At 74.4% G+C, this 19504-nt stretch carries 16 protein-coding genes and 1 pseudogene; 4 read left to right on the top strand and 13 right to left on the bottom strand.

The annotated features are described in order from the left end of the window. Nucleotides 1–45: 45 nt before the first annotated feature. From ACIQ6R_RS11265 to ACIQ6R_RS11235, 7 genes are all read right to left on the bottom strand, one after another. Nucleotides 46–1626 (bottom strand): serine/threonine-protein kinase, encoded by a 1581-nt coding sequence (locus ACIQ6R_RS11265; protein WP_404220392.1) that lies wholly within the window; start codon nt 1624–1626, stop codon nt 46–48. A gap of 299 nt (nt 1627–1925) precedes the next feature. Beyond that, complete coding sequence (locus ACIQ6R_RS11260) at nt 1926–2885, bottom strand: threonine/serine dehydratase (RefSeq protein ID WP_404220390.1); 960 nt, start codon at nt 2883–2885, stop codon at nt 1926–1928. A gap of 118 nt (nt 2886–3003) precedes the next feature. Further along, nucleotides 3004–4050, bottom strand: a complete 1047-nt coding sequence (locus tag ACIQ6R_RS11255) for a polyprenyl synthetase family protein (protein WP_404220388.1) — start codon at nt 4048–4050, stop codon at nt 3004–3006. Next, nucleotides 4047–5228, bottom strand: coding sequence for a tetratricopeptide repeat protein (locus ACIQ6R_RS11250; RefSeq protein WP_404220386.1), 1182 nt, complete (start codon nt 5226–5228; stop codon nt 4047–4049). The genes ACIQ6R_RS11255 and ACIQ6R_RS11250 overlap by 4 nt, the downstream gene beginning before the upstream one ends. Nucleotides 5229–5427: 199 nt before the next feature. Further along, nucleotides 5428–6105, bottom strand: coding sequence for an AIM24 family protein (locus tag ACIQ6R_RS11245; protein WP_404220384.1), 678 nt, complete (start codon nt 6103–6105; stop codon nt 5428–5430). Between the two features lie 58 nt (nt 6106–6163). After that, the gene (locus tag ACIQ6R_RS11240; protein ID WP_404185777.1) at nt 6164–7546 is read right to left on the bottom strand and encodes a CAP domain-containing protein; all 1383 of its coding nucleotides are present in this window, start codon (nt 7544–7546) and stop codon (nt 6164–6166) included. Between the two features lie 90 nt (nt 7547–7636). Next, nucleotides 7637–10624, bottom strand: coding sequence for an AAA family ATPase (locus ACIQ6R_RS11235; RefSeq protein WP_404220382.1), 2988 nt, complete (start codon nt 10622–10624; stop codon nt 7637–7639). Nucleotides 10625–10955: 331 nt separating this feature from the next. Here ACIQ6R_RS11235 and ACIQ6R_RS11230 point away from each other — a divergent pair, with 331 nt between their 5' ends. Beyond that, the gene (locus ACIQ6R_RS11230) at nt 10956–11831 is read left to right on the top strand and encodes a universal stress protein (RefSeq protein WP_404220380.1); all 876 of its coding nucleotides are present in this window, start codon (nt 10956–10958) and stop codon (nt 11829–11831) included. Nucleotides 11832–11847: 16 nt separating this feature from the next. Here ACIQ6R_RS11230 and ACIQ6R_RS11225 read toward each other — a convergent pair whose 3' ends face one another. The 3 genes from ACIQ6R_RS11225 to ACIQ6R_RS11215 form a co-directional block, all read right to left on the bottom strand. Further along, on the bottom strand, nt 11848–13080 hold the full coding sequence (locus ACIQ6R_RS11225; protein ID WP_404220378.1) for a DUF4032 domain-containing protein: 1233 nt from the start codon (nt 13078–13080) through the stop codon (nt 11848–11850). Nucleotides 13081–13089: 9 nt separating this feature from the next. Next, nucleotides 13090–13836, bottom strand: coding sequence for an MBL fold metallo-hydrolase (locus tag ACIQ6R_RS11220; RefSeq protein ID WP_404220376.1), 747 nt, complete (start codon nt 13834–13836; stop codon nt 13090–13092). Between the two features lie 76 nt (nt 13837–13912). Continuing rightward, nucleotides 13913–14542, bottom strand: a complete 630-nt coding sequence (locus ACIQ6R_RS11215) for an alpha-ketoglutarate-dependent dioxygenase AlkB (protein WP_404220374.1) — start codon at nt 14540–14542, stop codon at nt 13913–13915. Between the two features lie 105 nt (nt 14543–14647). On the opposite strand from ACIQ6R_RS11215, the gene ACIQ6R_RS11210 reads away from it, so the two are divergent. Further along, nucleotides 14648–15271, top strand: coding sequence for a TetR/AcrR family transcriptional regulator (locus ACIQ6R_RS11210; protein ID WP_404220372.1), 624 nt, complete (start codon nt 14648–14650; stop codon nt 15269–15271). Between the two features lie 35 nt (nt 15272–15306). Next, a complete protein-coding gene (locus tag ACIQ6R_RS11205) occupies nt 15307–16980 on the top strand; it encodes an FAD-binding dehydrogenase (protein WP_404220370.1) in 1674 nt (557 codons plus the stop codon). A 34-nt stretch (nt 16981–17014) separates the two neighbouring features. Here the strand turns inward: ACIQ6R_RS11205 and ACIQ6R_RS11200 are convergent. From ACIQ6R_RS11200 to ACIQ6R_RS11190, 3 genes and pseudogenes are all read right to left on the bottom strand, one after another. After that, nucleotides 17015–17403: pseudogene (locus ACIQ6R_RS11200) on the bottom strand (DUF488 domain-containing protein). 35 nt (nt 17404–17438) lie between these two features. Beyond that, nucleotides 17439–17690, bottom strand: a complete 252-nt coding sequence (locus ACIQ6R_RS11195; RefSeq protein WP_375917090.1) for a WhiB family transcriptional regulator — start codon at nt 17688–17690, stop codon at nt 17439–17441. A gap of 114 nt (nt 17691–17804) precedes the next feature. Next, on the bottom strand, nt 17805–18710 hold the full coding sequence (locus ACIQ6R_RS11190; RefSeq protein ID WP_404220368.1) for a LysR family transcriptional regulator ArgP: 906 nt from the start codon (nt 18708–18710) through the stop codon (nt 17805–17807). 101 nt (nt 18711–18811) lie between these two features. Here ACIQ6R_RS11190 and ACIQ6R_RS11185 point away from each other — a divergent pair, with 101 nt between their 5' ends. Next, entirely contained in the window at nt 18812–19426 is a 615-nt protein-coding gene (locus tag ACIQ6R_RS11185) for a LysE/ArgO family amino acid transporter (RefSeq protein ID WP_404220366.1), read from the top strand. Nucleotides 19427–19504 lie beyond the last annotated feature (78 nt).

Raw genomic sequence — 19504 nt, 5'->3', positions numbered from 1 at the left:
CCCCGGCCAGGCGGAGCGAAAACGGAGGAATCCGGGGGGCACGCGTCAGTCCGAGTCCTCCCGGAACGTCTTGAGGAAGGCGGCGAGCGCCTGTTCGTTCGCCATGGCGTCCCAGTCGCCGGCCGGGGTCGTCCAGCGCAGTGAGAAGCTGCGTCCGCCACCGAGGAGGAAACCACGGCCGAAGGTGCGCACCCGGGTGCCGTCGTCCCGGGCGACCCATTCCATGTCCGCCGCCTCGCGTCCCCGGTACGTCGTCGCGCGGATCCCCCCGATCCTGCGGTAGTCGCCCGACCGCTCCAGGCCGGGCTCGACGTCGTCGCGCCAGACCGCCACGGGGTCCGCGCCCGCGCGCTCGCTGTAGGTGACCGTGAGGGTGCGCGGGTCGCCGGACGAGCCGAAGACGACCCGGTACGCCACGTCCGGCACCCGCGACGTGTCCAGCCGCCGCCAGCCCTCGGGGAGGGCGACGGAGAACCCCTCCGGAGCGTCGTAGCGGCGGAACCCGGCCGGTACGGCGTCGCCCGGCTTCGACGGTGCGGCAGTCGCGCTCGGCGGGGGAGCGGGGGAGGCGGGAGCGGTGCCGTCCGCGGGCGGCGGGGCGGGGGCGGAGGGGCTCTGCCGGGCGCCGGTGGCGGAGCCGCCGCCCGCGCGGGGCAGCCCTTGGGTGGCGACGAGGACGGCGACCGTGACCGTGACGACTGCCAGGGCCGTCCCCGCGAGCATCGTCCGCCGGCTCCATGCGCCGTGCGCGTGCCGGGCGGCGGCGCACGCGCCCCGCAGCCGGGGCTGGGGTACCTGGCGCGCGGCGGCCTCGGGGTCGTCCGTCAGCACCCGGACGAGGGCCTCGCGGACCACCGGTCGGGTCAGCCGCTCCCGCGAGTTCTTGCGGAGGAGTCCCTGTACGGCCTGGGTGAGCGGACCGGCACGCACCGGGGTGCGCAGCGGCAGCCGGTCCACGCCCTTCAGCGTCGTCTCGGGCCGGCCCCGGTCACGGAACGGCGGACGGCCCTCGACCATCGTGTAGAGGATCGCGCCCAGCGTCCACAGGTCGGCGGCGGGGCCGATCCGCTCGTCGCGGGCCTGCTCGGGCGAGGCGTACGAGGGCGCGGTGAGCCGTGGCGCGAGGGTGGCGCCGGCCAGGCCGAAGCCGGTGACGACGACGGAACCCTCCTCGCCCACGAACACCTGCCCCGGGCTCAGCTCGCCGTGTGTGACGCCGAGATCGTGCGCCGCGTTCAGCACGTCGAGCAGTTCCAGTCCGATGCGCGCCGCCCGTACGTAGTTGAACGTGCCCTGCCGGTCCAGGAGTTCGGCGAGCGGTACGCCGCCGACCCACTCGGTCACCGTCCACAGGGCGCCGTCCGCCACGACCGCGTCGATCACGGCGGGGACCCGCCCGGGGCACAGCGAGTGCATGGTCTCGCAGGTGCGGACCACCCGGCCGGGTGCCCTGCGGGCGGCCTCACCGGCCTCCTCCGGGAGCCCGACCTGAGTGACCAGGCACGGGCGGCCCGTCCCGGTGTCCTCCGCGGACCAGCAGACCCGGTTCGTTTCACGGTGGACGACCTCGAACAGGCGGTAGCGACCGGCGACCAACTCGTGTGTGGAGACGTGCGCCCTGCCCATGGCCATCCCTCGCTCGCGCCGCTGGCTCTCAGCTTGCCCAGAGGTACGGTCTGCGGGCCGCGTTGCGTTCAACGAATGCGCGAGAAGAGCTGATTCTGACCCTTCTTCAAAAAAGCGAACGCCTGCACGACGGCGCATTCCGGAAAAGCGGCCGCGCGGGCGCGCACGGCCCCTGAACTGGGCACCGCAGCACGCCCGTTCGGCCCTGTAATTCCGCCCTCGGTGCGCGTGGCACCGGAATACGGGACCGACCTGGGAGTAACCCGCGGTAAATGCGGAGCGCGCGCGGGAAATCCGCGTCAGCGCAGCCCGAAGTGGTTCGCCCATGCCGTCATGTCGGCGGTCGTGGCGTTGCCTCCGCACACCACCAGTCCGATCCGGGCGCCGTCGCCCACCCGCTCCACCACGTGGCGGGCCGCCGGCACCAGGCAGCCGGCGGCCGGTTCGGTCCACACCCTGCCGTGCTCGGCGAGAGCCAGCGAACCCTCGACGGCCTCCCGGTCCGGCACCACGAGCACCTCGCCGACCAGCGCCGACACATGGTCGTACGTGAGCTGGGAGACGGACGGGGCACTGAGCGTGGTGACGATCGAGGACAGGGGTACGGGGAGCGGCGCGCCCGCCGCCAGCGCCCGCGACATGGCCTCGGCGCCCTCGGTCTCCACGCCCCAGATCCGCACGTCCGGCCGCAGGGCCCGCAGCGCCGCCGCTACGCCCGCGATCAGACCCCCGCCCCCGATGCTCACGATCACGTCGGTGAGCTCCCCGGCGTCCTCGGCGAACTCCAGCCCGACGGTGCCCTGTCCCGCGATCACCACGGGGTCGTCGAAGGGGTGCACCAGGGTCAGACCCTCCTCCCGCAGCCGGACTACCAGCGCGAAGGCACTGTCCATGCCATCGGTGAGCCGCACCAGCGCGCCCGCCTCCTCGGCGGTCTCCACGGAACGGGCCGGTGCCGTACGCGGCATGACCACCGTGGCCTTCACGTCGAGGGCGGCGGCCATGACCGCCACGGCGATGCCGTGGTTGCCGCCGCTGACCGCGACGACACCGGCGGCCCGCTCGGCCTCGGTCAGCGACAGCAGTTTCGCCGTCGCACCGCGTGCCTTGAACGAGCCGGTGCGCTGGAGCAGCTCCAGCTTCGCGGTGACCGGGACGCCGAGCAGCCCGGACAGCCCCGGGCTGGGCACGGTCGGCGTGCGCACGACGTGCCCGGCGATCCGCTCGGCAGCGGCTTCGATCTCCGTGATCCCGATCAAGGCAGTCATCCTTCCGGCGCGGGCGGTGATCCGCACCCTGGGCACCCTTTCGCGCGGCGCGCCGAAGGTCAACACGCTGCCGAGGGGGTGGGTGAGCGGTGTCGCAGGTCAAGTGGCCTCAGAGGTCGCGCCGCACCAGGAAGTCCAGCAGCGACCGCAGCTCCCGGGCCGTCTCCACGCCCGGCGCCGCCTCGGCGAGCGCCGCCTCCGCCGCGCCGAGACACCGGTGGGCCTCGGCCAGTGCCGCCGTACGCCCGCCCGCCTCGTCGATCAGGGCGGTCGCCTCCTCGGGATCGGCGGTGTCGGACGCCAGCAGCGCGGCCAGCCGTCGCGCGGCCGGAAGGGGGGCGTCGAGCGCCGCCAGCACCGGCAAGGTCTTCTTCCGCTCCCGCAGGTCGCCGTGGACGGGTTTGCCGGTGACGGCCGGGTCGCCCCAGACGCCCAGCACGTCGTCGACGACCTGGAAGGCGATGCCGAGGTGCCGGCCGGCCCGGCCGAGGGCGTCGGCCGTCGTCCGGGGCGCCCCGCCGAGCACGGCACCCATGGCCGCCGCGCAGCCCAGCAGCGACCCCGTCTTGTGCTCGGCCATCGCCCGGTACTCGCCCGGCCGCACCCGCTTCGGACCCGTCCACGGCCGCTCGGTGAACAGCAGGTCGTCCGCCTGTCCGCGGACCAGGTCGGTCAGCGCGGTGGACAGCAGACGGACCGTCCGGGGGCCCGCCGGGGCGGTGGCGAGCGTCTCGACGGCCAGGGCGAACAACGCGTCGCCCGCGAGGACGGCGGGCCCCGTGCCGTACGCCTTCCACACGGCGGGGCGGCGGCGCCGCGCCGGGTCGCCGTCCATGATGTCGTCGTGCAGCAGCGAGAAGGCGTGCACCAGCTCCACCGCGACCGCCGCGGGCACCCCCGCCCGCCCGGACGCACCGGCCGCCTCGGCGCCGAGCACCGCCAGCGCCTGCCGTACGCCCTTGCCACCGGAGGTGCCGACGCCGGACGGCGCCCCGCCCACCTCGCACCAGCCGAAGGAGTACGCGGCCATCTCGGCCACCCACGGGTGCAGCCGCCCCACAGCCTCCTCCAGCGCGGGCCGCACCAGTGCGCGGCTGCGGCCGAGGACCTGCGGGGCGTCCACCGTCGCCACCACGGCCGCGGTCGGCGCCGTCACCGGGCGGCCACCGCCATCGCGTCGGCCTGTGCGCCCGCGTCCGCCTCGGCCTGCGCTGTCGTGATCGTGTCGGCCTGCGTGCCCGTGTCGGCCTGCGCGCCTCCGTCGTCCTGCGCGCCTCCGTCGTCCTGCGCGCCTCCGTCGTCCTGCGCGCCCGCCAGGCCGAACTCCTCCTGTGCCCGCTGCACCATCTTCCGGGCGTGCATCAGCCCGATCCCCTCCAGGACTCCGGCCAGCTCGGCGAGTTCGGTGGCCGTCTCGGTACGGTCGCGGCCCAGCCGGGCCTGCGACTTGGCCAGGCCGAGCCGGGAGAGGGCCTCCCCGCGCGGCTCGCCCATGGCACGGAACTCCGCGAGGGCCCGCTCATAGAGGTCGCGGGCCTCGGCGTAACGCCCGGCGCGGTACAGGACGTTGCCGCGCATCTTGTGGTTGTAGGCCAGCGCGCCGGACAGTTTCATCGCCCGGCACCCCGCTTCGGCCTCGGTGAGCAGGTCCAGCGCCCGTCCGGTGTCGCCGTCGCGCACCGAGACGACATCGGCCAGTCCGCGCAGTGCCCAGGCGTGACCGCGCCGGTCCTCGGCCCGTGCCGCGATCTGGGCCGCCTCCTCGAACAGCGCGTACGCGCTGTCGTACGCGCCGGTGTTGCGGTGCATCTGCGCGATGCCCTCCAGCGCCCACACGGTGTGCCGTGCCTCGCCGCGCCGCCGGGCCTCGGCCAGCAGCTGCTCGTGCAGCCGCCCGACGGCCTCGTAGTCGCCCTGGATCCGGCCGGTCTCGGCCAGGCCCGCCAGCGAGTAGCCGCGGACCACGACGTCGCCGCCGCGTTCACCGAGGCCGGCCGCCAGCCCGAGCAGCCGCCGGGCCAGCCGGAGGGCACCGCGCTGCCGGGCCAGGGTCCCGCCGCTCCACAGCGCCCAGGCCATCGCCGCGGTGTCCCCGGCCGTGCGAGCCGCCCGGTAACTCGCCTTCCACGCCCGGTCGGCCTCCCCGACCCGGCCCAGCCTGCGCTGGGCCTCGGCCACCGCGAGCCCGGAGCGCGCCGCCTCACCGTGCCGTCCCGCGCGCTCGGCCGCCGCCAGCCGCTCCGCGCCGGCGGCCAGGACGTCGGTCAGTGACGAGTTGACGGAGAGGGCGGTGAGGGCGCCCTGGTACTCCGGGGCGAATGCCTTGCCGTACATGGATTCCTTTCGGTCCGTGTGCCCGTACGCACGTACGCAGGCGCGCCCGCTCCATCAGCGAGTGCTCGGCCGCACCCATATACACCTCGTGTATACGCTGTGTGTATAGTGCGTCGAGAACAAGCCCTGGCCACGTGGGGCGACCAGGGCGGCGTCACCTGTTGCCGATCAAGACGTCGACGGAGCGGACCGGGTTGCCTCAGTGCTGCTGCGTCTTCTGCGGCGTCACCTCACTGGGCCGTACGACGACGTAGCCCTGGCCCTGGAGCAGCAGCTGCACGGCCTCACCGGAACCGCCGCGCAGCATCGAGCCGATGGACTGCGAACGGTGCAGGGAGGTCGACAGCCCGGCGGACCAGCCGACGATCGCGTCGGTGTCGACGTAGACCGGGGAGTCGGGCGAGACCGGGATGACCAGCGGGCTGCCGTCGCACACCAGCCCCAGCCTGCCGTGTCCCGTGAAGACGCTGTTGAACAGCCCGCCGCCGGTGATGCCCGCGCCCTTGACCGTGGCGATGCGGTACGACAACGAGGAGTCGAAGCACAGGACGTTGCGGCCGTTGACCGTGAACTCGTCGCCGGGCTCCACCTCGACGATGAAGCAGTTCTGCGCCTCGTGCGCGAACCAGGCCTCGCCCTGTCCTCGCACCGCCATCAAGGGCAGCCCCTCCCCGGTGACCGCGCGTTTGAGCATGCCGCCCACGCCCTGGCCCTTGCGCTCGAACTGGAGGTTGCCGCGGTAGGCGACCATCGCGCCCTGCCGGGCCAGCATGTCGCCGTTCACCGTGTAACGGATGCACTTGGAGTTCTCGACGGTCATGCCCGGCGCCGCGGCGGGCTGCACCATGTGCTCGCTGGAAAAGAGGTCACCCTTCATACGGGCATCCTGGCCCGGAGCGTCCCGTTCCGCCAAGATCGTGCGCCAGGTGCCGTGTTCAGCCGCCGAAGAGCTGGGTCCAGTACGTACCCGCCCGGCCGCCGCCGGCGAGCCCGACGCCGATGTGGGTGAAGTCGGACTTGAGGATGTTGGCGCGGTGTCCGGGGCTGTTCATCCAGCCCTCCACCACGTCGGCGGGGGAACGCTGGCCGCAGGCTATGTTCTCGCCGACCGTGCGCCGAGTGGCGCCCGCGGCGGCGGCCCGGTCCCACGGTTTGCCGCCGTCCGGGTCGGTGTGCGAATAGAAGTCGCGGGCGACCATGTCCGCGCTGTGCGCCTGCGCCGCCCGGGCCAGCCGGGCGTCGACGGCCAGGGCGGGCAGACCCGCCCGGATCCGCTCCCGGTTGGTGAGCTCGACGACCTCGGCCGTCGTACGGACCAGGCCGTCCGGGGTGAACGGTACGGCCCACAGAGCGGTCCAGTACGTGTCGCCCGAGGGGCCGCCGGTGACGTACGCCCAACCGGCGTGCGTGAAGGCGGCACCGTGCAGCGTGCGCCGGGTCCGCTCGGCCCGCAGGCAGTACGCGACGAACTCGGCGGGTGTGCGCGGGCCGGAGACCAGGTGCTCGCCGACGGTGAGATACGCGTACCCGGCGGAGACGACACGCTGGTGGACGGAGACGCCGTCCCGGGTCTCGACGCTCAGCGTGCCCGCGGCGGCCATGGCGGCGGCATGGGCCCGGGCCGCGGAGGCCAGGCGCGCGTCGGCGGAGACGGCGCCGGAACCGGCGGCGGCCCGGGCGGAGTTGACCAGGCCGAGGAAGCCGTCGCCGTCGGCGGGGGGTGGTATGGAGGTGATGGGAGGGGCGGAGGCGATGGGAGGTGCCGAGGTGATGGGAGGTGATGAGGTGATGGGAGGCGCGGGGGACACGGTCGGTGCCTGGTCGCCGGGCGCTGGGGTGTCGTCCACGACCTCCACCCCGAAGTCCCGGGCGAGGCCGGCCAGACCGTCGGCGTACCCCTGCCCCAGCGCGCGCAGCTTCCAGGTCTCGCCACGCCGGTAGAACTCCGCGAGCAGCAGCACGGTCTCCTGCCGGGGGCGCGGCGGCGTGAACCGGGTCAGCGCCCGGCCGCGCGCGTCGGTGACGTGGAGCGTGGGGGAGGGGAGTTCGCCCAGGGCGGCCCCGGGGTCGGAGGGGCTCACCGCCACCGTCACCCGGGTGGCACCGGGGCGCAGCCGCGCGGGATCGACGGTGAGCGTGTCGTCCCGCAGCCGGGCGCCGGGTGCATCCGGCTGGTTGTAGAAGACGAAGTCGCCGTCACCGCCCACCTTGCCGCCGTCGTCCGTCACGAGCGCCGACACGTCGAAGGCGCCGGGCACCCGCACGCTCACGGGGCCGCCCGGCAGGGGGACGTTGCCCCCGGGGACCAATTCGCTCATCGTGCCGCCCTGTGTCGTGGTTCTCGCTCCGGTAGGGGTGTCGGTGCCGGGTCAACGTCCGCCGGACACCGGGGGTTCCCGCGGCGGGGGTCAGGTCGAAGTCGTCGGTTCCGGGGTGATCAGGCCCTGCCGGTAGGCGATCGCCACCGCCTCCGTGCGGCTCGCCGCCTCCAGTTTGGCCAGGATGTTGGAGACGTGGACGCTCGCCGTCTTGGCACTGATGAACAGCTCCTCGCCGATCTGGCGGTTGCTGCGGCCGAGGGCGAGGAGCCGCAGCACGTCCTGCTCACGGGCGGTGAGCACCGACGCGCGGTCGCCGGTGGGCGTCGCCTCCGTCAGCCGGCCGCGACGGACCAGGTCGTTCAGCCGCTCGCGCAGCAGCGTGGCGCCGAGCCGGTCGGCCTCCCGGCGTACGCTGTCGGCCTCGGCGGCCGCCTCCTCGCGGCGGTCGGCCGCCAACAGGGCCTCCGCCAGCCGCAGTCGGCACCGCGCGCGTTCGTAGGCGTCGCCGTACGCGAAACCGGCCACCGCCTTCTCCCAGGACGCCGGATCGGGGCCGGACCCGGCGATCCGGATACCCTCCGCCTCCGCACGCGCCAGCCATGCCTGACCCTCCGGACCCTGGGGTCTGCCGTCCTCCCCGTACGCGGCGGACGACCGGGCCCACTCCAGCAGCTCCGCCGCCGTGTCCGTCCAGCGGCCGGCCCCCGCCCCGTCGCCGGCTCGGCGCAGCCCGACGACGGTGTCCGCGACCGCGGACAGGGCGAGGGCGGTGAGCCTGACGGTCACGGCTGGCCGCGGGACCGCCTCGTCGGTGAGCGCCTCCACGGTGGACCGCGCCCACCGCACCGCCTCCTCCGCGTCCCCGCGCAGCGCGGCGGCGTCGGTGAGCACGATGCCCGCGACCAGCGTGCCCATCCAGTCGAAGGGCCCCTCCAGCATCGCGCGGGCCCGTTCCGCCGCCCCGAAGTCGCCGCGCGCCAGCGCCACGTACAGGGCGGGCCCGATGGCGTGACCGCCCGCGGCGGGCAGCACGCCGGCGCTGTCCGCGGCCCCGCGCACGCACTCGTCCCAGTGGCCCAGCGTGTACTGCACCAGCAGCCGCAGATACCGCATCTCCCGCGGATACGGCGAGGACAGCAGACCGGAGCGGCGGGCCCGGTCCAGTCCCTCCGCCGCCCAGGGCAGGCAGTCCTCCAGATCGCCCGACTCGAAGCAGCCGATGGCCAGGTTGAACAACGCGCGCATCTCCACCGGCGCGTTCCCCGCCCGCCGCGCCAGCTCCCGCGCCTCCAGCAGCCGCTTCCGGCCCTGCGCAGTACTCCGGTTGCCGCCTTCGAGGCTGGTGAGGGAGATCAGGAGGTCGGCGCGGGCGTCGGTGACCCCCAGGTCCTCCGCGACCCGCAGGGCCCGGCGTGCCACCCGCAGCGCCGTCTTGTTCTCCCCGACCTGACGGGCCGCCATGACGTGCGTCGCCGCGGCCCACACCCACGTGGACGACGGCGGCTCGGCGGGGATCAGGCCGAGCGCCTCGCTGCTGTGGGCGAACGCGGCCGACAGGTTGTCGACGCTCAGCAGGTTCCCGGCGAGCGTGTAGCGGACGCGGGCGGCGAGCTCCAGGTCGGCGTCCTGACCGAGGCCGGCCAGTGCCGACCTGGTGAGGGAGACCGCGCGGTGCAGCTCCCCGGCGTGCGCGGCGGCCGCCGAGGCGCGCAGCGTGAGCGTCACGGCGTCGGGCCCGGCGGGCCGTGCCGCGGCGTCGACCGCCGACCACAGGTCGAGGGCCGTCTCGACGTGCCGCAACTCCTCGGCGGGCGCGCCGACGCGCTGCGCGTGGTCGGCGGCCTCCAGGGACGCGGCGAGCGCCTCGGGCAGATCGTGACTCTCGCGGTAGTGGTGGGCGCGCTCGGCCGCGCTGTCGGACCGGCGGTCCCGCGCGGCGAGCAGCCGGGCGAACGCGCCGTGCAGCCGGGCCCGTTCCCCGGGGAGCAGGTCGGCGTAGACCGCCTCCCGCGCGAGGGCGTGCCGGAAGGAGTAGGTGTCCCCGTCGCCGGAGACGAGCAACTGCCGCTCCACCGCCTCGCGCAGCGCCGACTCCAGCTCCTCCTCGGGCAGCCCGACCGCGTCCCGCAGGAGGTCGTGTCCCACGCGGCGCCCGGCGACCGCGGCGGTGCGCAGCACCTGCTGGGCGATCTCGGACAGCTGCTCGAAGCGGATGAGCAGGACGTCGGCCAGTCCGCTGGGCACACCCCCGGCGGGCGCGTCCGTGGCCGCGACCAGCTCCTCGGCGTAGAAGGCGTTGCCCTCGGCGCGTTCGACGATCCGGTGCACGGTGGTGTCCGGCAGCGGCCGGTCGCCCAGGGAGCGCACCAGCCGCGCCACGTCGGCGTCGGGCAGGGGCCGCAGTTCCAGCCGCTCCACGGCGGGCAGCCGGACCAGCTCGGCCAGCAGGGGCCGCAGCGGGTGGCGGCGGTGCAGGTCGTCCGCCCGGTACGAGGCGAACACCGCGAGCCGCCCGCCCGGCGCCCCGCCCGCCGACCGCTGCAGGACCCCCCGGCTGAGCAGGAACCGCAGCAGATCACGGGAGGACTGGTCGGCCCAGTGCAGGTCCTCCAGGACCAGCAGCAGCGGGGCAATGTCCGCCAGCTCGGTCAGCAGGGCGGCCACGCCCTCGAACAGCCGCAGCCGCGACCGCGTGGTCGCGCCCCCGTCGCCCCCGTCGCCCCCGTCGTCCGGCCCGCCGCCGAGCAGCCGGTCGGCGACCGGATGCGCGGCCAGCACGGCGGTGAACCGCTCGTCGGCGGCCAGCACACCGAGGATCTCGGTGAACGGCAGATACGGCAGGCCCACGTCGCCCAGGTCGACGCAGTGCCCGGTGAGGACGATCGTCCCGGCCGCGGCGGCCCGCGCGGCGACCTCGTCCAGGGTTCGCGTCTTGCCGACCCCGGCGTCCCCGGCGATCAGCACCGCGCGGGCCTCACCGGAGCGGGCGCGCTCCAGTACGCCGGTGAGACGCGCGAGTTCGTCCTCGCGGCCGACGAGCGGGCTGGCGAAAGAGGTCTGCTGCACGATGCCCATCCTGGCACGCGCCTCCGACCGCCCCGGGAGGGCGAGGGAGCCGGGCGGCCCCACCGGATCGCGCCATCATCGCGCCTCGGTGCCGCCCACCGGACGGCCGCGCCCGACCGGGCCGCCGGACCAGGTCCCTGGTCCGCCCGACCGAGGCGCCGGAACAGGGACCCGTCACCGCGGCGGCCCACCGTCCACCGCGGGTTCGATCGCCGGGCCCCGCCCAGAGAGCCGGAAGCCGCCCCGGGGCCCAGCACGCAGACGCCCACCCCGAGATCATGAGGGCGGCGTAGGGAACACTGGTCCCATGGACGTGACCGCGACACAGGGAGGGACCCGCATGACGCGCCCGATCACGGCAGGGGTCGACGGTTCGGAGGAGAGCCTGGCCGCACTGGCCTGGGCCGCGAGGGAGGCCGACCGCCGCGGAACACCGCTGCACGTCGTGCACGCCTGGCGGTCCCAGCAGCTGGACGCGGCCGGCACGGGGGACCGGGACGCCCAGGAGCGGTGGGCGCGGGACTCGGTCGCCGAGTCGGTCCGGACGGTCACCGAGCGGCACCCGGACCTCACGGTGTCCACCGAGGTCCGCGAGGCCGACGACGCCGTCGCCGTACTGCTCGCCGCCGCGGCCGGCGCCGAGACGCTGGTGCTCGGCTCGCGCGGCCACGGGGCGGTCGTCGGTTTCCTGCTCGGCTCCGTGGGCCAGCAGGTGATCGCCGAGGCGAACCGGCCCGTCGTCCTCGTACGGGCCGGGGACGAGGCCGCGACCGAGGCCGCCGGCCGCGAGGTCGTCGTGGGGCAGCAGGGGGAGCCGGAGGACAGCGCCGACGTGATCGGCTTCGCCTTCGAGGCGGCCGCCGCCCGCGGTGCCACCGTGCGTGCCGTCCGGGCCTGGGCCCTGCCGACGGTGTTCACCTACAGTCCGGGCTCGATGCGGCTCGCCGACGAGGCCGGGGGTCTGGAGCAGTACGAGAGGAAGGCGCTCGGCGAGGCGCTCGCCCCGTGGCGCGAGCGCTTCCCCGACGTTCCGGTGATCGAGCACGTGGAGATGGGCAGCGCGGGGCAGGTGCTGCTGTCGGTGGCCGCGGGCGCCCATCTGGTGGTCGTCGGCCGCCGCGCCCGCCGTACGGCCGTCGGCGCCCGGATCGGCTCGGTGGCGCACGGCGTGCTGCACCACGCGGACTGCCCGGTGGCGGTGATCCCCCACACCTGACGGACCGGTACGCCGATCAGTCCGCCGTGGGCTGCAAGGTCTCCCGGGCCTTGGGCAGGATGTTCTCGATGTAGTCGGCGACGGCCGTGTCGAGGCCGATGTCGTGCTGGGCCCGCTCGGACAGGTACCAGCGGTGCTCCAGCAGCTCGTGGTAGATCTCGGCCGGGTCCATCGCGCCCCGCAGCTCCACCGGTACCGCCCGCACGGTGGGCCGGAAGACCTCGCGCACCCAGCGGTGGGCGAGGACCTCCGGGCGGGCACCGAGGGGGTCGCCCGGGGCGTAGTCGTCCTGGGTGGCCATCCAGCTCTCCAGGTCGTTGAGCAGCCGCCTCGCCTGGTTCTCCTCGGCGTCCAGGCCCGTCAGGCGCAACAGCTGGCGCTGGTGGTGGCCCGCGTCGACGACCTTGGGCACGAAGGTGACCGTGTCGCCGTTGGAGGCGTGCTCGATCTGCATCTCGGCCACGTCGAAGCCGAGGTCGTTGAGCCGCCGGATCCGGCGTTCGATGTAGTGGTACTTGCCCGCCGGATAGACGGAGGTGCGGGTCAGCTCCTCCCACAGGCTCCGGTAGCGGGCGCAGATCTCCATGCCGAAGTCGATCGGGTCGACGGAGGGGTGAAGCGCCCCCGACGCCTCCAGGTCCAGCAGCTCACCGCTGATGTTCACCCGGGCGAGGTCGAGGTCGTAGTCGCGCTGCCCGGGGCTGAGCCGCGGATGCAGCTCCCCGGTCTCGGCGTCCACCAGGTACGCGGCGTAGGCGCCCGCGTCGCGCCGGAAGAGGGTGTTGGACAGCGAGCAGTCGCCCCAGGCGAACCCGGCCAGGTGCAGCCGGACCAGCAGCACGGCCAGGGCGTCCATCAGCCGGTGCATGGTCGCCGGGCGCAGCGTCGTCTCGAACATCGACCGGTACGGCAGCGAGCCGCCGAGGTGCCGGGTGACCAGCACCGGCTCCAGCGCCTCGCCGGCGGTGCCGGTGCGGCCGGTGACCACGGCCAGCGCGTCCACCGCCGGGATGGCGAGCCGGTCCAGGTCGCGCAGCAGCTGGTACTCGCGCAGCGCGGGCCGTTCGGCCAGCTCCTTGACGGCGATCACCTCGTCCCCGGCCCGGGCGTAGCGGACGACGTGGCGGGAGATGCCGCGGGGCAGCGGCACGAGGTACTCCTCGGGCCACTCCTCCAGCGGCGTCTGCCACGGCAGTTCGAGCAGGAGCGCGGGGTGCTCCGGATTGGTGGCACTGATCTGCAAGGCCATGCCCCGACTCTAGAACGCCCGTTCCCGCGCCTGTCGCGCGGCTTCCTTCACGGGGCCGCGGTGGACGGGGCCGTGCCCGGGCAGCAGGACGTCGCCGTCCAGCCCCGCCAGGACGTCGAGGGAGGCCGCGGCGCGCGCCGGGTCGTGGTGGAACATGCCGGGCAACAGCTGCGGTCCCGCGATCCGGGAGGTGGCGTGCCCGCTGACCAGCGCGTCGCCGGAGATCACCACCCCGGTGCCGGGGAGGTGGTAGGCGCAGTGCCCGTCGGTGTGTCCGGGGGTGTACACCGGCACGGGCCGACCGGGAAGGTCCAGGGCGCCGTCGGTCGGGAAGGGCTCCGGTGCGGTCACCGGGTGCCGCTCGGTGCCGCCGGAGCGGAGCACGTGCACCGCCCAGGGCAGCACGCCCGGCCGCCAGGTGTTGCGCAGGACCGTGCCGACCGACACCTGCTGGAGGAAGTCCCGCCGGGCGTGGGCCACTTCGGCCTCGTGGAGGAGCACCGGCGTGCCGTGCGCGGCGCGGAGGTACTCGGCCGAACCCAGGTGGTCGTTGTGCGCGTGGGTGATCAGCACGGCCTCGACCGCCTCGGGGGAGCTCCCCACGGCGGCCAGGGAGCCGAGCAGGAGCCGCCGGTCGCCGGGGTAGCCGGTGTCGACCAGGGTCACCGCGTCGCCGTCGGTGAGCAGGACCCAGTTGGTGTTGCCGCCGTGCACCAGATAGGTGCCGTCGGCGACTTGCCGCACGTCCACGCGCATGGTGGTCTCCCGCGTTCCAGGTGATTGCCCGACAGGACAGCCAACCAGACCCGGCACGCGGAAGGCCGCCCGCCCCTCAGCGGACGCCGTGCGGACGGAACTGGACGCTGATGCGCGGGCCCGCGGCGCGGGTGCTCTTGGGGACGCAGTGCTCCCAGGTGCGCTGGCAGGAGCCGCCCATCACGATCAGGTCGCCGTGGCCCAGCGGTCGGCGCACCGTGCCGCCGCCCCCGCCCGCCGGGCGCAGCAGCAGGTCCCGGGGTGCGCCGACGGAGAGGATGGCGACCATCGTGTCCTGGCGCGCGCCCCTCCCGATCCGGTCGCCGTGCCAGGCGACGCTGTCCCGCCCGTCGCGGTAGTGGCACAGGCCGGCGGTGGTGAACGGCTCGCCCAGCTCCTGGGCGTAGTGCGCGGACAGCGCGTCGCGCGCCCCGGCCAGCAGGGGGTGCGGCAGCGTGTCGCCCGCGCCGTAGAACGCGAGCAGTCGGGGTACGTCGACCACCTGGTCGTACATGGCACGCCGCTCCGCGCGCCACGGGACGTCGGCGGCCAGCCGCCCGAACAGCGTGTCGGCGCCGCTCAGCCACCCGGGGAGCAGGTCGATCCAGGCCCCGGAGCCCAGGTGGGTGCGGTGCAGCCCGGCGAGCGAGCCGAGCCGGGCCTCGTCCGTCTGGTCGAAGAGCGATCCCTGGAGGTGCGTGGTCATGGCGCCAGCGTACTCCTCATTCGAAAGTGTGTTCTATGTGTGTCACGGGCCTTCGGATACGCCGGTGTATCCGATACATTCGCGTACCGAACGGAGGTGCCGGAGATGGTGGTGAGGGCGACGACCGGGCGCGTGACCAGGCGTCGAGCGCGCACCCGCGCGAACCTCCTGGACGCGGCCTTCGCGGTGTTCGGCGCCAAGGGGTTCGGCCGGGTGTCGATCGAGGAGGTCTGCGAGGCCGCCGGGTACAGCCGGGGCGCCTTCTACTCGAACTTCGACAGCCTCGACGAGCTGTTCTTCGCCCTCTACCGCGAACGGGCCGACCTGATCGCGGAGCAGGTGTCCGGCGCCCTCGCGCTGGACGGTCCGGACCTGGACGTCCCCGCCGCCGTGGACCGCGTCACCGAGGTGCTGCTCCTCGACCGGGACTGGCTCCTGGTGAAGACGGACTTCCTGGTGCACGCCGCCCGCGACCCGGCCGTGGCGCGGACGCTGCTGGAGCACCGGGCACGGCTCAGACGCGCGATCGCCGACCGGCTCGCCGGCGCGCGCGGGCACTCCACTCTGCCCGCCGTACTGGGCGACGCGGACGGTGCCGCGCACGCCGTGGTCGCCGCGTACGACGGGGTCACCACCCAACTGCTCCTGGACCGGGACGTCGAGCACGCCCGTGCCTGGCTGGGACAGCTGCTCACCGCACTGCTCACCGGGGGCGGCAGCACCCCGTGAGCCCCCATGACACGGAACAGGAAGGGACGGTCGCCATGGATGCCGACGTCATCGTGGTCGGAGCGGGCCTGGCGGGCCTGGTCGCGGCCCACGAGCTGACCAGCCGGGGCAGGAGGGTCGCCCTCGTCGACCAGGAGAACGCGGCCAACCTCGGCGGACAGGCCTTCTGGTCCTTCGGCGGCCTCTTCCTCGTCGACTCCCCCGAGCAGCGCCGCCTCGGCGTCAAGGACTCCTTCGACCTGGCCTGGAACGACTGGCAGGGCAGCGCGGGCTTCGACCGGACCGAGGACGAGGACTCCTGGGCGGTGCGCTGGGCCCGCGCGTACGTCGAGTGGGCGGCGGGGGAGAAGCGGTCCTGGCTCGCCGGACACGGCATCACCTTCCTGCCCACCGTCGGCTGGGCCGAGCGCGGCGACCTGAGGGCGGGTGGACACGGCAACTCCGTGCCGCGATTCCACATCGCCTGGGGCACCGGCACCGGCGTCGTCGAGCCGTTCGTCCGGTACGCGAAGCAGGCGGCCCGCGACGGGCTGCTCACCTTCCACCACCGTCACCGGGTCGACCACCTGGTCGTCGAGGACGGCACGGCGCGCGGGGTGCGGGGCACGGTCCTCGCCGAGGACCACTCGCCCCGCGGAGTCGCCTCCAACCGCGACAAGGCCGGCGAGTTCGAACTCACCGCCCAGGCCGTGATCGTCACCTCCGGAGGCATCGGCGCCGACCACGACATCGTCCGCCGCCATTGGCCCGAGCGCCTCGGCACCGCACCCGCCGAGATGGTCACCGGCGTCCCCGCCTACGTCGACGGACGGATGCTCGGCATCAGCGCCGAGGCGGGTGCACGCCTGGTCAACCGGGACCGGATGTGGCACTACACCGAGGGCGTGCGCAACTGGGACCCGATCTGGCCCGGCCACGGCATCCGCATCCTGCCCGGACCGTCCTCGATGTGGTTCGACGCCCTCGGCCGCCGCCTGCCCGAGCCCTGCCTGCCCGGCTACGACACCCTCGGCACCCTCAGGCACCTGCGCACGGCTCAGGACCTCGCGGGCCACGACCACTCCTGGTTCATCCTCACCCAGAAGATCATCGAGAAGGAGTTCGCGCTCTCCGGCTCCGAGCAGAACCCCGACATCACCGCCAAGGACCGCGCCGGATTCCTGCGCGAACGCGTCCTCGGCAAGGGTGCGCCGGGCCCGGTGGACGCCTTCCTGCGCAAGGGCGCCGACTTCGTGTCCGCGCCGAACCTGGAGCAACTGGTCGACAGGATGAACGGGCTGACCGACAAGCCGCTCCTGGACGCCGCCGTGATCCGGCGCCAGATCGAGGCCCGTGACCTCCAGATGGCCAACCCCTACGCCAAGGACGCCCAGGTCCAGGGCATCCGCAACGCCCGCCGCTACATCGGCGACCGACTCGGCCGGGTCGCCACCCCGCACCGCATCCTCGACCCGGCGGCGGGCCCGCTGATCGGGGTCAAGCTGCACATCCTCACCCGCAAGACCCTCGGCGGGATCCAGACCGACCTCGACTCCCGCGCCCTCGGCGCCGACGGCACACCCGTGGGGGGCCTGTACGCGGCCGGTGAGGTGGCGGGTTTCGGCGGCGGTGGAGTGCACGGCTACAACGCGCTGGAGGGCACCTTCCTCGGCGGTTGCCTGTTCTCCGGGCGGGCGGCGGGCCGGGCCGCGGCGCGGCAGACCGGCTGAGCGGAGGGCGTGACTCGCCGTCTCCCCCGTCTCCTCACGCCCCGTCGAGGAGGCGGAGGAGCACGGCGGCGTGGCTCTCCTCGGGCGACTTGGACGCCGTGCGCAGGGTCACGTCCCCCTCGCGTGCCAGTTCCCGTACATGGTCGAGGAGTTCGGTCGCCTCCGCGGCGGCCGGCTCGGCCGCGTACCGCTCGGCGAATCGTAGGAGCCGTCGCCCGCGTACCGCTCGGCGAACTTTTCGTAGGAGCCGTCGCCCGCGTGGTACCGGTGGCGCGGCTCGGTCGACGGGGTGAGCCCCCTCGGCCACTCGTCCACGTGCGCGGCGTCCTTCGCCCTGCCGCGCGGCCACAGCCGGTCCACCAGGACCCGCACGCCGTCGTCCGGCTCGGGCGGCTCGTGGACGCGGCGCGCACGTACGCTCATGGCCGGTCCTTCCCGGGGCGGGGCCGTCACCGGGCTCAGCCGGACCTCCTGCGCACGGCCTCGCGCCGCTTGAGCGCCCGGCGTTCCAGTTCACTGGTGCCGCCCCAGACGCCGATGGTCTGCCCCGTGTCCAGTGCCCATCGCAGACACTGCTCCTGAACCGGGCAGCGCCGGCAGACCGTCTTCGCCTGCTCGGTCTGCAAAGCGGCCGGGCCGGTGGTGCCGATCGGGAAGAACAGGTCGGGGTCCTCCGTGCGGCACGCGGCGTGCTCTCGCCAGTTGTCCATCAAAGTCACCTGCGATCGGTATCGTTCGCGCCCTCGTGAATGCCTTACTCCGTTGCGGGTGACCTGTCGACAGCGGAGTGAAACCGGCGACGCGCCTTCGGTCGTGCCGTCGTGCTACCTCCGCAGCTCCTCCCGCGCCGCCGCCACCACCGCATCGGCCACCGTCGCCAGCGCCGGGGAGTCGAGCTTCCACTGCTGCCAGTACAGCGGGACGTCCACCGCCAGATCCGGGGCGAACTCGACGAGCTGCCCGCCGCGCAGCAGCGGCTCCGCCTGCGGTTCGGGCACCATGCCCCAGCCCAGGCCGGCGGCGACCGCCTCGGCGAAGCCCTCCGACGTCGGCACGTGGTGCCGGGCGGCACCCGCGCCGTCGAGACCGAGGCGCCGCGCGAAACCGTCCTGGAAGTCGTCCCGCCGGTCGAAGACCACGACCGGCGCCTCGACGAGCGACTCCCGCAGCGGCCCGTCCAGATGCCGCTCGGCGAAACCGGGGTGGGCGCAGGGGAGATACCGCATCCGGCCCAAATAGCGGACGGTGCAGCCGGGAACGGGGTCGGGCGACGAGGTCACCGCCGCCATCACCACGCCCTCCCGCAGCAGGGTCGCCGTGTGGTCCTCGTCCTCGCGGCGCAGTTCGAAACAGAGTTGCGGCTCCCGGGGCACCCGGGTGAGGGCGCCCAGGAACCAGGTCGCGAGCGAGTCGGCGTTGACGGCGACCGAGACCCGCGTCGGTTCCCCGGCCCCGCTCAGCCCCAACTCGGCGTACGCGTCCCGTTCCAGCCGGGACACCTGGCGGGCCAGGCGGACCAGCACCGCGCCGGAATCGGTCGGCCGCACCGGCTTGGTGCGCAGCAGCAGCACCCGGCCGGTGCGCTGCTCCAGCGCCTTCACCCGCTGGCTGACCGCGGACGGCGTCACGTGCAGTGCCGCGGCGGCCGCGTCGAACGTGCCCTCGTCCACCACGGCCAGCAGGGTCCGTACCTGGTCGAGCGGAAGATCCCCGAAGGCGGCCGTAAGCATGTCTCTCGTGCCTGTCATCCCGTGCCCGTCATCACAATCGCTAAGGATACGTAAGAATCTTTAGCTGTACCTCCCGTGATCGTCCGCTTAGCGTCAAGGGCATGACCAGCCCACTCACCGCCGCGGCCGCGGGCTTCGGCACCGGCCTCTCGCTCATCGTCGCCATCGGTGCCCAGAACGCCTTCGTCCTGCGCCAGGGGATCCGCCGCGACGCGGTCCTCGCCGTGGTCGGCATCTGCGCCCTGTCCGACGCCCTGCTCATCACCCTGGGCGTCGGCGGGGTGGGCGCGGTGGTGGTGGCCTGGCCGGGCGCCCTGACCGCGGTCGGCTGGATCGGCGGCGCCTTCCTGCTCTGCTACGGCGCCCTGGCCGCCCGGCGCGTGTTCCGGCCGACCGGCGCGCTGCGGGCGGAAGGCGACGCCGCGGGCTCGCGGCGGCGGGCGATCCTCACCTGCCTGGCGCTGACCTGGCTCAACCCGCACGTCTACCTCGACACGGTGTTCCTGCTGGGCTCGGTCGCGGCCGACCAGGGACCGCTGCGCTGGACGTTCGGCCTGGGTGCCGCGGCCGCCAGCCTGTGCTGGTTCGCCGCGCTCGGGTTCGGCGCCCGCTACCTGGGCCGCTTCCTGGCCCGGCCCGCGGCCTGGCGGGTCCTCGACGGACTGGTCGCCGCCACGATGATCGTCCTCGGCGTCACGCTCGTCGCCGGAGCCTGAGCGGGGCCCGGGCCGGCCCAGTCCGGTCGGTCCGGCCCGGTCCCGGACGCGCGCTCCCAGTCCTCGAACGCAGCTGCG

Source organism: Streptomyces sp. NPDC096048 (assembly GCF_044763415.1).
In the GTDB taxonomy this organism is placed as follows: Bacteria; Actinomycetota; Actinomycetes; order Streptomycetales; family Streptomycetaceae; genus Streptomyces.
Note: the sequence above shows the minus strand (reverse complement) of the source record. Positions and strands in the feature narration are given on the sequence as shown.

Bases quoted from the DNA above. Each gene is read 5' to 3' on its own strand.
- ACIQ6R_RS11235 (WP_404220382.1), bottom strand. From the start codon at position 10,624: ATGGGCATCGTGCAGCAGACCTCTTTCGCCAGCCCGCTCGTCGGCCGC.
- ACIQ6R_RS11215 (WP_404220374.1), bottom strand. From the start codon at position 14,542: ATGACCACGCACCTCCAGGGATCGCTCTTCGACCAGACGGACGAGGCC.
- ACIQ6R_RS11225 (WP_404220378.1), bottom strand. From the start codon at position 13,080: ATGGCCTTGCAGATCAGTGCCACCAATCCGGAGCACCCCGCGCTCCTG.
- ACIQ6R_RS11240 (WP_404185777.1), bottom strand. From the start codon at position 7,546: ATGAGCGAATTGGTCCCCGGGGGCAACGTCCCCCTGCCGGGCGGCCCC.
- ACIQ6R_RS11250 (WP_404220386.1), bottom strand. From the start codon at position 5,228: ATGTACGGCAAGGCATTCGCCCCGGAGTACCAGGGCGCCCTCACCGCC.
- ACIQ6R_RS11245 (WP_404220384.1), bottom strand. From the start codon at position 6,105: ATGAAGGGTGACCTCTTTTCCAGCGAGCACATGGTGCAGCCCGCCGCG.
- ACIQ6R_RS11195 (WP_375917090.1), bottom strand. From the start codon at position 17,690: ATGGACAACTGGCGAGAGCACGCCGCGTGCCGCACGGAGGACCCCGAC.
- ACIQ6R_RS11205 (WP_404220370.1), top strand. From the start codon at position 15,307: ATGGATGCCGACGTCATCGTGGTCGGAGCGGGCCTGGCGGGCCTGGTC.
- ACIQ6R_RS11185 (WP_404220366.1), top strand. From the start codon at position 18,812: ATGACCAGCCCACTCACCGCCGCGGCCGCGGGCTTCGGCACCGGCCTC.
- ACIQ6R_RS11210 (WP_404220372.1), top strand. From the start codon at position 14,648: ATGGTGGTGAGGGCGACGACCGGGCGCGTGACCAGGCGTCGAGCGCGC.
- ACIQ6R_RS11265 (WP_404220392.1), bottom strand. From the start codon at position 1,626: ATGGGCAGGGCGCACGTCTCCACACACGAGTTGGTCGCCGGTCGCTAC.
- ACIQ6R_RS11220 (WP_404220376.1), bottom strand. From the start codon at position 13,836: ATGCGCGTGGACGTGCGGCAAGTCGCCGACGGCACCTATCTGGTGCAC.
- ACIQ6R_RS11190 (WP_404220368.1), bottom strand. From the start codon at position 18,710: ATGCTTACGGCCGCCTTCGGGGATCTTCCGCTCGACCAGGTACGGACC.
- ACIQ6R_RS11230 (WP_404220380.1), top strand. From the start codon at position 10,956: ATGACGCGCCCGATCACGGCAGGGGTCGACGGTTCGGAGGAGAGCCTG.